Source organism: Chryseobacterium sp. ON_d1, from assembly GCF_006829085.1.
In the GTDB taxonomy this organism is placed as follows: domain Bacteria; phylum Bacteroidota; class Bacteroidia; order Flavobacteriales; family Weeksellaceae; genus Chryseobacterium.
Genome location: NZ_BJTC01000013.1, coordinates 99,782 through 111,499, shown reverse-complemented (window position 1 = coordinate 111,499; position 11,718 = coordinate 99,782). Strand labels below are relative to the sequence as shown.

The 11,718-nt window shown below is 35.7% G+C and carries 9 protein-coding genes; 3 read left to right on the top strand and 6 right to left on the bottom strand.

The features are described 5' to 3' along the window. Window positions 1-52: 52 nt before the first annotated feature. From CRS_RS19490 to gyrB, 6 genes are all read right to left on the bottom strand, one after another. Window positions 53-943 carry a diacylglycerol kinase family protein gene (locus tag CRS_RS19490; RefSeq protein ID WP_373995769.1) on the bottom strand — a complete coding sequence of 297 codons (891 nt, stop codon included), beginning with the start codon at window positions 941-943 and terminating at the stop codon, window positions 53-55. A 4-nt stretch (window positions 944-947) separates the two neighbouring features. Further along, window positions 948-1,772, bottom strand: coding sequence for an RsiV family protein (locus CRS_RS19485; RefSeq protein ID WP_142725626.1), 825 nt, complete (start codon window positions 1,770-1,772; stop codon window positions 948-950). Between the two features lie 91 nt (window positions 1,773-1,863). After that, window positions 1,864-3,798, bottom strand: a complete 1,935-nt coding sequence (locus tag CRS_RS19480; protein WP_142725625.1) for a DUF3857 domain-containing protein — start codon at window positions 3,796-3,798, stop codon at window positions 1,864-1,866. A 2-nt stretch (window positions 3,799-3,800) separates the two neighbouring features. Then, window positions 3,801-5,693 (bottom strand): DUF3857 domain-containing protein, encoded by a 1,893-nt coding sequence (locus tag CRS_RS19475; protein ID WP_142725624.1) that lies wholly within the window; start codon window positions 5,691-5,693, stop codon window positions 3,801-3,803. Between the two features lie 406 nt (window positions 5,694-6,099). Beyond that, complete coding sequence (locus CRS_RS19470; RefSeq protein WP_142725623.1) at window positions 6,100-6,525, bottom strand: DUF5684 domain-containing protein; 426 nt, start codon at window positions 6,523-6,525, stop codon at window positions 6,100-6,102. A gap of 81 nt (window positions 6,526-6,606) precedes the next feature. Next, the gene (gyrB, locus tag CRS_RS19465; RefSeq protein ID WP_142725622.1) at window positions 6,607-8,541 is read right to left on the bottom strand and encodes a DNA topoisomerase (ATP-hydrolyzing) subunit B; all 1,935 of its coding nucleotides are present in this window, start codon (window positions 8,539-8,541) and stop codon (window positions 6,607-6,609) included. A 234-nt stretch (window positions 8,542-8,775) separates the two neighbouring features. On the opposite strand from gyrB, the gene CRS_RS19460 reads away from it, so the two are divergent. From CRS_RS19460 to CRS_RS19450, 3 genes are read left to right on the top strand one after another with little or no spacing between them, the layout of a single operon-like run. After that, window positions 8,776-10,119: a cytochrome ubiquinol oxidase subunit I gene (locus CRS_RS19460; protein WP_142725621.1), complete on the top strand. Its 1,344-nt coding sequence runs from the start codon at window positions 8,776-8,778 to the stop codon at window positions 10,117-10,119. Next, window positions 10,116-11,120: a cytochrome d ubiquinol oxidase subunit II gene (locus tag CRS_RS19455; protein WP_142725620.1), complete on the top strand. Its 1,005-nt coding sequence runs from the start codon at window positions 10,116-10,118 to the stop codon at window positions 11,118-11,120. The genes CRS_RS19460 and CRS_RS19455 overlap by 4 nt, the downstream gene beginning before the upstream one ends. A 4-nt stretch (window positions 11,121-11,124) precedes the next feature. After that, a complete protein-coding gene (locus CRS_RS19450; RefSeq protein ID WP_142725619.1) occupies window positions 11,125-11,640 on the top strand; it encodes a ClbS/DfsB family four-helix bundle protein in 516 nt (171 codons plus the stop codon). The last annotated feature ends 78 nt before the right edge of the window (window positions 11,641-11,718 follow it).

Genomic DNA, 11,718 nt, shown 5'->3' with positions numbered 1-11,718 from the left:
TTACAGTGCAATATTAAGTTTTCCAGAACAGCTACATCAGCAACCTATAACTTTAAACCAGAATATTCAAACTTGAAGGCTGTACTTTAACGTGAACTGGTGATTTGATTTTATTGAATTCACCGTCCAGATGCCAGTTTTTGGTATTGACTTTAAAAGATATTTCAGAGACCGGAAGATACGTGACATACTCATCATCTTTCAGCCTTTTGGTAAACATTCTGAAAGCAAAAAGTGCTGAGTAGGTCAATGGAAATTTCTTAACCAGTACCATATCAACCAATCCGTCACTTTTACTGGCCTTTGGTGCAATATAAGCATTATTGCCAAACTGACGGGTATTGGCGATATTCATCATCAGATATCTGCCATTATACTTTTGATACTCCTCATCAAAAAATTTCACTTTGATGGGTTTGTAATTGAAGAAGGTCTTCAGGGAAACTTTAATATAATTTTTAAATCCACGGCTTGTTTTCTCAAATTCCTTGACTACTTTCCCATCAAATCCTGTTCCTGAGACGTTGATAGAAAGCCTGTCATTGACCGTAAATGTATCAATCTTTCTGGATTTTTTTGCTTCTATTTTTCCTAAAAGTTCATCCAGATTTTTACTGAATTGTGTTTCATTGGAAAAGCCGTTCCCTGATCCAGCTGGAAAAATAGCCAGAATTTTTTCTGTATTGATTAAGTTTTTGGCTACTGTGGAAATCGTTCCGTCCCCTCCTATTGCCACAAAGATATCCACTTCTTTGAAATAAGTCTGAATGAATTCATCTGTTCCGGGAATAGATTCTGACACATAATACAATGGGTTATTAACCTTTGTTTTAAGTTCGTTCAAAAACGGCTGATAGTTTTTTTTAGCCGAAAAAGGATTGATAATAAAAGCGACTTTTTCCATTACCACAAAATTAAAAAATGCTTCCAGAACTGGAAGCATTAATTTATTTAATTTTCATTCTATCTTTAAATTCTGCATTTAAAGTCCCCTTAAGATCTTCCCATGAAACCGGAACTGTAATATCTCCCGCAGCAAAAGCGGCAATTTCATATGGACTGTAATGAAAATAAAGATTTTTATCGTCAAAATAGAAATTATCGGAAGCCGGGATTTTATCTACTAAAAGCATTTCCGAATTCTTAACTTCTCCGTCACCATCCATTGTGCCACTATTCATTTTATCAATATTTTTCATCAGAATAGCTTCAATCTTATTTTTAGGCATTGAGGTAATATCTTTCAACTCTAATTTTCGGTTGTTTTTAAGATCAAAAACTCTTTCTGAAAATCCGTAGTTGTCATGGGCTCCTCCTTCATATCCGCTTCCTACATATTGGATATGCATATAACCATTTTTATTAGAAATCAGATTCATATGTGAGCTTGAATACCAGTTCTGCGCATAGGTCACATCTGAAAGCCAGTCGTTATTATCTTTTTTTATCGAATTGAAGTAATCATTCTTTTCTTTATCAAGATAAGCCTGAAGTCCGGCTTTGGAAAAATCTTTAATTTTTTCATTCTGGAAATAGATGCTGTCCAGCAGTTTTTTATCTTTTAAGGTAGGAAAAACCAACAGCTTTGATGTGTAGCTTACCTTTAAAGAGTCTGTAATTTTTGTAGAATCATTGACCTTTACAGAGTCTACCACAAATTCTTCTGAAGCTTTGCTTTCTGTTTTTTCTTCTTGTGCTGCCGTTTCATTTTTCTTACAGGCAGTAACTGCAAGGAAAGAAGATAATGCTATAACAGCAATCGTATTTTTCATAATTACATTTTTTGATAATAAATACAAAAACCATTCAAAAGATGAATGGTTTTTGATTTTTTTTATTTTTTATTTAAATCATGTTAAAAAATTACTTCTTAACAAGGCTGATTACCTGGTTTTCACATTTTGAAGCTACTCCCCAAATCTGTTTAAATGCAGGATAATATTCTTTCGGATAATCTGAACTGTTAACTTTAATTGTAGTAGTAACTTCCAGCTTATTTCCTTTTTGCTCTACATAGTAACTATATTCTATTTCTTTATCGTCTGTGGTAATCTTTTTAGCTTTAGGCATTTCCTCAACAACATATCCTTCAGGGATTTCAAGAGTTACTTTTTTCACTTTGGTGATAGGCGATCCAAAATCGATAGGATATTTTCTGACTTCAGTCTGATCAAATTCATTGGAATTTTTACTTAGAAACAACATCGGATTGATAATCATTTTTTTTCCTACCCTATCAATAAGATTTGTTGAAGAAAACTTCATACTGCTTTCAAATTCACCAGTTTCCAATACTTTTGAGTTGATATCGGTGAAATCCATTGAGAAGTTTTCTTTATACTGTTTTTTATATTTCTCTGCATTATCATCATAGCTGTCTTTAGCATACATAGCATAAGCACCGGTATCTTTGTCTGAATAGGTTCCGGAAATACTTCCGTCATCATTGATTTTTGCATTTGCAGTAAGGTAGGTGTTGCTTGATTTTATATTGGTCATCTGAATCTGCAGTGCTTTTTCTTTAGTTACCAGAAGTCCATATTGATTCCAGTTTTTAAGAGGAATTTCATCCAATGAAGACTGTCTTGAAGTGGCGTCATAGATATGCAACTGATTATTCAAATTGATAGCAGCCAACACAAAATTCATATTGGATATATTAGGTGACACCAGATTAATGAGTCCGTTTTCTACTGTGGAAATAACCAATGGATCCGCTTTAAGACCAACTTCACGAAGCATCATAACTAAAAAAAGATTAATTTCTGCGGCATTTCCGGTTTTAGTTTCTAAAAGCTTCTTAATCCCGTCTTGCGTATAAATTCCTTTATCTTTATTCCATGTAAATGTTTTCTGGACATAAGAAAAAATAGCGTTGGCTTTTTCAATATCTGTTTTCATTCCCAAAACTCCAGCAGGTAAATTTTCTTTAGCCAATTTTGTTTTTTTAAGCTGTTCACCAAAATCTTCATTTTCATAAAGTCTTTTAGCGATCTGATCCCAGGATGATGAATACAGTTTTAACTGACCAAAATGAGTAGAGTGCAACTCTGCACTTATTTTGGTCCTGAAATTTCTGTCATTTCTCACAAATTTTTCAGTTTTAAAGCCTTTTATATTTTCATAAGCAAACCTAAAGGTTTTATATTGAGAACCATAGATGTTTCGCTCATCCATTTCTCTGTATTTAGGGCTAATTTCTCCAGTATAGTTTACATTATAAGACATATTGATTGGTGCATCAAAAACATACTCAGTGTTCAGAGAGGGGGTATCTGATTCTATCAATACTTCTGGGACAATAAACAGAAAGGGTGAGATTATTTCATACTGATATTCTAATACAGATCCGTTTTTTACACCGGGAAAGGCAAATTTTGTCAAAGTAACATATTTATCTTCTTTACTTCTATATTGAGAACTTTTTTCTACTTTTAAAGGAACTACATTTCCATTTTCGAGATTGTAAGTGAAAGCTTTGAATTTATTTAAGGATTCTCTATTCGCACCGATATTATAAATAGGAATTTCCAGATTTAGCCAATCCTCAGATTTATCTTTATCATAAATTTTAACTCTGTAAAAGTATTTTTTATGCATATTTCCTGTAGTGGCATCTACCATAAAATAAGCAGATTTGTACAAAATTTCAGCAGGAGCATTTTCATCTAATGAAGACTTTGCTTTAGACAGATCGGCCTCATTAAATTTAGGCGGATTCAGAAATTCATATTTCTTCTGAGCATTGAGCAGTATTGTATTGGCAGAGCAAAGAAGCAATACTATTATTTTTTTCATGGTTATATTTTTGTTATTAAAATTTTCGAATTGTCCATATTCAGAATCTTCTTTCTGAAACTGATGTAATCGTTGTACTTTTCTTTTGGATATAATCCTTTATTAATCTGCATTTTTCTGATCACTTTTACCTGACCGTCACTTTTGACAAAGCTCAGCTTATAAGATCCGAATTCAGAAGTGATGGCTGAGTTATCGGGAGTTTCATCAACTTTATATCCCAAAGGAAGAACAAAAGCAATTTCATATTCATCTTCAAAAGACATATTCACTTCAAAAGGAAGTTCACGGTTTTCATCTGTTTTATAAACTACATCTGAAAAAATAGGAACAGACCTGAACAAAAGACTGTTTCCTGCTTTTTTTGAAAAATTATTAGTCTTAAAATCAAGGTCATAGGTAATAACAGCATGATCTCTGTCATTATTAAAGTTCTTCATTTCAACTTTTTCAAAGTTTAAAACACCAAATCTTTCTTTTATGGCATCATTCTTTTCTTTAGGATCAAGATTGGCCAACCTCAAATTGTAATCATACTGATTTCCCGTGTAGGAAAAATTACCGGTCCCCATCATACTGTTATCCTCATTAAGGTTAACTCTCAATATCTGTTTTTCTTTGTTCTGTTCAGCTTTATACACCGGTGTATTAATGAGCTCTATCCCTTTCGAAGTTACTGCAAGTGCATTTCTATCAGTCGTACTGTAACTTAAATGATTAAATGCGATTTGTTGGGAAGTATTTTCAAGCCAGATATTTCCATTTTCAGTAGGAACCATCAGAATAGCGTGATTTCCACCCATGGATGGAAACTCAGGATCAAATGAAACCTGTGAAGAACTGGAGTTGATCACACAATACTTCGATGGGATTCCGGCTTCATTCAGCAGGATTTTCATATAATTTGTCAGGGCTTTACAGTCTCCATATCCTTTTTTATGAACTTCATCAGGCTGCATGGGAAGCCAGCCCCCGATTCCCAGACCAACAGCAATATATCTCGTTTTATTCTGCATATACTGATAAATTTTCTTTACTTTCTCTTCTACAGATCCCTGTAATTGTAAAGATGCAACTTCAGCTTTAATAGCAGGAGTAGATGCTGAAACCGGCTCTACAAGATCTTTATAATACCAGGTTCCGAAATCCGTCCAGTTATTTAAAGTGCCCTGTTTTCCTGCCAGATTAAATTTTGTAAGGGCAAAGTTTACCGAAGGTAATATTTTAACAGGCTGTGGAATCATAAAAGCATCCTCTATTGCAGGTACATTTTTGTATGAATATGTTTTGTCGTTTCCACTTCCGCTTTCAACAACAGAGGCATAATTATATTTTGAAGGGTATATCTTGGTACGCAGCTCAATTCCTGATGTGTTGATAATTTTAAATTGCGCCTCTTCCAAAGACATTTTAATAGAATGGAAAGGGACAAAATCCTGGATGAAGATTGTATTCTTATCTTCACTTTCATAAGAAAAATCAACAGTATAAGGATACTGAACCGGTGTATAGGAAAATACCAGAATCCTGTTATCTGAATAAAAAACTCCCTGAGGGTTATTGGCAAAATCTTTAAAATCCGATTTTGAGAAGCTCTTTATTTTTTTACCTGCTTCATCGTAAATCGTAACCTTTATATTGGAAATACTTTTTGATTTATCATAAGGAATATAAGCAGCGGCCTGTTCGTTTCCGTCTTTATTCAGAACCGTGGTTACTGTATTATACTGGTATCTTATTTCATCAATTTTATTGATCTTAACGGTTGTAAAATCCTTTCGTATAACGACATCAGCGTTTTTCTTTAAATTCTCCGGAATTGCAGAAGCAGGATAGCTCTGTGCAAAATATAATGAGGCGGTAGATAAAGCCCCAAGGACTAATATTTTCATCATAGTTATTAAGATGATGCAAAAATAAGAAAATCTTAATAACTGTTAAAAAAAATATAAAAGGCTTCAACCAGGTGAAGCCCTTAACCTAATACTTAAAAAGTACTGTTTAAATGTACCTATAAGGCTATGAACACATTATCAACTTTTCATGAGTAATTTCTGAAAAGTTAAAGCAGAATATTTATACTCATTCTATATTGGGAGAAGAATATATATTCTGCAGCATGAAGGGATAAACTTCATATTGTCTGCTTTTCAAATTTAGAATAATTTACGATTCCTATAATTCAAAACATGTAGAATTAATATGAAACAGGAGTACAATTAATTCTACAGATCATGTACAATGCATTATCCATAAAAAAAGACCTCATTGCTGAGGCCTGTTAATTTTTTATTTATTATTTTATTGATCATTTGGAATACGTTTACTATCGTATTGATCACTTCCAAGACCTAATACAGGAATGAAAATAAATCCGAAAATAAGAATCAGAATCGTATAAAGAGGAGTTTCTTTGGCAAAGCCCTTGGCAAGCCTGTCATAAACAACCCAACATGCATAGATATTCACCAAAGGAATAAAGAAAAGAATGATCCACCAAATTGGTTTTTTCACGATTTCCAGTAATACGATTGTATTATAAATAGGTACAAAAGCAGCCCAGGCATCTTGTCTTCCTGCCTTCTGGAAAATCCTGTACATGCAATATCCATAGAATATATAGCAAAGTAATCCGAAGAATAACGTTCCGATCCCTAAACCTGCAGCGGCTGCACCAGACACTGCATCTGTTCCATTATAAGGATCTGTTTGTAAAAGAGTTAGCATATTATTTGTTTTTTTGGTTTGTCCAAATATAAAAAAAGCTTCTAAATAATTAGAAGCTTTTTTTATATATTTTAAAAATGTTTATGCATCAATTTTTGCATATTTTGCATTTTTCTCGATAAACTCTCTTCTTGGCGGAACCTCATCTCCCATCAGCATTGAGAAAATACTGTCTGCTTCCACTGCATTATCAATGGTCACCTGCTTCAGAATTCTGTGTTCCGGATTAAGAGTGGTTTCCCAAAGCTGCTCAGGGTTCATTTCTCCAAGACCTTTGTAACGCTGTACCTCTACACCTTTACCGTCCGGAGCCATGTCTAAAGTAAACTCTTCACGTTCTTTTTCGTTATAGGCATATACTTTTTTGTTTCCTTTCTTTAATAAATATAAAGGTGGTTGAGCAATATAGATATATCCGTTCTCAATAAGTTCTTTCATATATCTGAAGAAGAAAGTAAGAATCAGTGTAGAAATGTGAGATCCGTCGATATCAGCATCGGTCATGATAACGATTTTATGGTATCTCAATTTTGATAAGTTCAATGCTTTGCTGTCTTCCTCAGTTCCTACGGAAACTCCAAGAGCTGTATAGATATTTCTGATTTCTTCGTTATCATATACTTTGTGAAGCATAGATTTCTCTACGTTCAGGATTTTACCTCTCAATGGAAGAATTGCCTGGAAGTGTCTGTCTCTTCCCTGCTTGGCAGTACCCCCCGCGGAATCTCCCTCTACAAGGAAGATCTCAGATTCTGCCGGATCTTTTGAAGAACAGTCAGAAAGTTTTCCCGGAAGACCGGAACCTCCCATCGGAGATTTTCTCTGAACCATTTCACGGGCTTTCTTAGCAGCCTGTCTTGCTTTTGCAGCCAACACAACCTTCTGCACGATCTGCTTTGCTTCAGTAGGGTTTTCTTCAAGGAAATTGGTAAGCATTTCCCCTACAATTTTATCTACAGCTCCCGAAACCTCAGAGTTTCCTAATTTTGTTTTCGTCTGTCCTTCAAACTGCGGTTCCATTACCTTTACAGAAACTACAGCTGTTAATCCCTCACGGAAGTCATCTCCTGTAACCTCTACTTTTTCTTTCTGTGGAATCCCTAAATCATCAGCATACTTCTTAAGAGTTCTCGTCAAAGCACGTCTGAAACCTGCTAAGTGAGTTCCTCCCTCATGAGTGTTGATATTGTTTACATAAGAGTGAAGATTTTCGTTGAAAGAAGTATTGTAACGCATTGCTACTTCTACAGGGATATCATCTCTTTCTCCTTCCATAAAGATCACGTGCTCCATAATAGATTCACGGTTACCATCAATATAGGCAACAAATTCTTTCAACCCACCTTCAGAGTGAAAAACTTCTGAACGGAAAGATCCGTCTTCCAATTTTTCTCTTTCATCGGTAAGGGTGATGGTAATTCCTTTATTTAGGTAAGAAAGCTCTCTTAAACGGCTTGCTAATGTATCGTAGTTGTAAACTAATTCTGTAAATATAGTATCATCCGGCTGGAAAAACTGCTTGGTCCCCCTTTTTTCACTGTGACCGATCTCTTCAACACCTGTCTGTGCTTTTCCTCTGGAATAAATCTGCTGGTAAACGTTTCCATCTCTGTAAACTGTAGTGATCATCTCATTGGAAAGTGCATTCACACACGAAACTCCAACCCCGTGAAGACCACCCGAAACCTTATAAGAATCTTTATCGAACTTACCTCCGGCCCCGATTTTAGTCATTACAACCTCAAGGGCTGATTTCTGTTCTTTTTCGTGAAAATCAACCGGGATACCTCTACCGTTATCACTTACTTCAATTCCGTTCCCTTCCTTGATGCTAACGAAGATCGTATCGCAGTACCCTGCCAAAGCTTCGTCAATAGAGTTATCTACTACTTCATAAACCAAATGGTGAAGTCCGCGGACTCCTACATCACCAATGTACATTGAAGGACGCATACGAACGTGCTCCATTCCTTCCAATGCCTGAATACTACTAGCTGTATATTGTTTTTGACTCATATAAAATATTAAAAATCCTGCTCAGTGCAAAGACTTACAAATATCGTGATTTTTTTCGAGGTATGAAAGTTAAAAAGTGTCAAAAAAATGGAGAGTATTCTTAGTAAAAACATAAAGGAAAACAAGTCAATAAAAGAATCAAAATTAAAGTGTATTGGTGAAATATCAACTGTTGTAAATCATATTCAACATCAATAATTTATGCGTAAATTTATTTACTGAAAAGTTGATATTATGGATGATTTTATAGCAGCGCGTGCTCAGATGGCACTTTCACTGGGCTTTCATATCATATTCTCCTGTGTGGGTATGGTGATGCCTTTCCTGATGGCTTTTGCCCATTGGAAATATCTAAAGACCAATAATGAAGTATATAAAGGACTCACAAAAGCATGGAGCAAAGGAGTAGCTATTCTTTTTGCTACAGGTGCCGTTTCCGGAACAATGCTTTCTTTTGAGCTTGGACTTTTATGGCCTGGTTTTATGAAACATGCCGGTCCTATTTTCGGAATGCCTTTTTCTTTGGAAGGGACAGCCTTCTTTATTGAAGCCATTGCAATCGGGTTCTTTTTATATGGATGGGAAAGGTTCAATAAATGGTTCCACTGGTTCTGCGGATTTCTTGTGGGGCTAAGCGGGCTTGCTTCCGGAATTCTGGTGGTGGCAGCCAACTCATGGATGAATTCCCCGACAGGTTTTGATTATATCAACGGACAATACTTAAATATTGATCCGATCAAAGCAATGTTCAATGATGCCTGGTTTCCTCAGGCGCTTCACATGACGGTTGCTGCATTTTGTGCAACAGGTTTTGCCGTAGCCGGAGTTCATGCTTTTATGATCATGCGGAAAAGGAATATTGAGTTTCACACCAAAGCGTTTAGAATTGCGGTGGGTTTTGCCCTGATTGGGGCGTTTGGTGCGCCTTTGAGTGGTGATGTTGCAGCCAAATCCGTTGCAGAAAGACAACCGATCAAGCTTGCGGCTATGGAGGCGCATTTTGAAACTGAAAAAGGAGCTTCATTCGTGATTGGAGGAATTCCTGACGAGAAAAATGAAGAAGTGAAATATGCAGTGAAAATCCCAAAAGTTTTAAGCTTTCTGGTAAGCAATGATTTCAATGCCGAAGTAAAAGGTCTTAAGGATTTCCCGAAAGATGAGTGGCCTCCGATTGCAGTTGTTCATTATGCTTTTCAGATTATGATCTTCTTTGGTGTGGTTATGATTGTTATCGGAGCTGTTTATTTGTATGCCTTCTTCTTCAGAAAAGAATGGCTGAGTAAAAACTGGCTGTTAAAAACCTTCCTCATCGCAACGCCTTTTGGTTACATTGCGCTGGAGGCGGGATGGACCGTAACTGAAGTCGGAAGACAGCCATGGATTATTTATGGCATTATGAGAACTGTAGATGCTGTAACCCCGATGCCGGGAATACAATATTCATTCTATTTCTTCACCGCAATTTTTGTATCCTTATCACTGATTCTGATTTTCCTTTTAAAAAGGCAGATTCAGATGGTACCAAAACTTTATGACCCTACCGATTCTCAGTTTAACGATAAAAACAAAAAATCATGATTTACATTGTAATAGGCTTTCTCTGGCTATCCATCTGTCTTTATATTATTCTGGGAGGAGCTGACTTTGGAGCAGGTATTGTAGAAATGTTCACCAATAAAAAAGCCCGCCATAAAACCCATGAGATTATGTATGAATCTATTGCTCCTGTTTGGGAAGCCAATCACATGTGGCTGATTATTGCCATCGTTATCCTTTTTGTTGGCTTTCCGGAGATTTATACCACTATGTCTACTTATCTTCACATTCCTTTAGTCTTAATGCTTTTAGGAATTATTGCAAGAGGAACAGCTTTTACGTTCAGGCATTATGACGCAGTAAAGGACAACTGGCAGGTTTTATATACGCAGATATTTTATTATGCGAGCCTTTTAACTCCCTTCTTTTTGGGGTTAATTGCAGCTGCAACAGTTTCCCACTCTATTAATCCTGATGCGACAGGTTTTCTTGATTTGTATGTTTACAGCTGGCTTAACTGGTTTGGAGTGTCTGTAGGACTTTTTACTGTAGCGTTGTGTGCTTATCTTGCATCTATTTTTTCATTAAGAGAAACCCGTGGGAAAGAAGAATTGCTATTAATGATAAGAAAATCAAAACAGACGATGATATTTGTTGTGATTACAGGAATTCTGGTATTTGCTACTGCTTACCTTTCAGATATTCCTCTTTTGATGTGGATATTTTCAAAGCCTTTGGGAATTATGGCTATTGCTTTTGCTACTGTTGCTTTACTGCTTATTTTAAGAGCACTGAATACCCAAAAATTACTTCCGGTAAGAGCTCTTGCAGGCTTTCAGATGGTGATGATTCTTGTGGCCGCTACCTATCAGCATAATCCGGATATTATACTGTTAGGTAACGGACAGCATCTTTCATTGTTACAGCATATGGCACCGCCTAAAACTATTGCTGCATTAGGCTGGGCATTGATGCTGGGATCATTATTTATTCTGCCGTTTTTATTTTATTTGATGGCTTCTTTCAGTAAGCTTAGAAAATAATACTATGAAAGGTTATAAAGACAAAACTGAACTTATTGAAGAAATAAAAAAAAGGTTCCTTCTCTACAACAAGGAATTCGATGATATTAAAGAAAAGGAAAAAGATTGGCTAAAAGTAGGGGTTGATAAAACACCAGCCCAGAATATAGCCTATCAGATTGGCTGGACCCAACTGCTCCTACAGTGGGAAGCTGATGAAAAGAAAGGAAAGGAAGTGAAAACACCTACCCCTGAATATAAATGGAATAATTTAAAAGGATTATATCAGTCTTTCTATGAGCAATATAGCTCCTATAGTCTGGCAGAACAAAGAGATCTCTTACAAAAGCAAGTCGATGAAATTATAAAATGGATTGAAGACCTTGATGATAAAATCCTGTTTGAACCTGAGCAAAGGAAATGGGCAACAACGCCCGCTAAATGGCCTGTATGGAAATGGATACATATCAACACAGTTGCTCCTTTTAAAAATTTTAGAATACAGCTCCGGAAATCGAAAAAAGAAAAAGGTACAGAATAACTCTGTACCTTCTATTTTTAATTCTTTATCAATTTTGTCTGATGCCTCATTTGGCCATTACAGAAAATAAATTCGGGA

Excerpts from the sequence above, each read along its gene's own strand:
- CRS_RS19490 (WP_373995769.1), bottom strand. The coding sequence starts at position 943 with ATGCTTCCAGTTCTGGAAGCATTTTTTAATTTTGTGGTAATGGAAAAA.
- CRS_RS19485 (WP_142725626.1), bottom strand. The coding sequence starts at position 1,772 with ATGAAAAATACGATTGCTGTTATAGCATTATCTTCTTTCCTTGCAGTT.
- CRS_RS19480 (WP_142725625.1), bottom strand. The coding sequence starts at position 3,798 with ATGAAAAAAATAATAGTATTGCTTCTTTGCTCTGCCAATACAATACTG.
- CRS_RS19475 (WP_142725624.1), bottom strand. The coding sequence starts at position 5,693 with ATGATGAAAATATTAGTCCTTGGGGCTTTATCTACCGCCTCATTATAT.
- CRS_RS19470 (WP_142725623.1), bottom strand. The coding sequence starts at position 6,525 with ATGCTAACTCTTTTACAAACAGATCCTTATAATGGAACAGATGCAGTG.
- gyrB (WP_142725622.1), bottom strand. The coding sequence starts at position 8,541 with ATGAGTCAAAAACAATATACAGCTAGTAGTATTCAGGCATTGGAAGGA.
- CRS_RS19460 (WP_142725621.1), top strand. The coding sequence starts at position 8,776 with ATGGATGATTTTATAGCAGCGCGTGCTCAGATGGCACTTTCACTGGGC.
- CRS_RS19455 (WP_142725620.1), top strand. The coding sequence starts at position 10,116 with ATGATTTACATTGTAATAGGCTTTCTCTGGCTATCCATCTGTCTTTAT.
- CRS_RS19450 (WP_142725619.1), top strand. The coding sequence starts at position 11,125 with ATGAAAGGTTATAAAGACAAAACTGAACTTATTGAAGAAATAAAAAAA.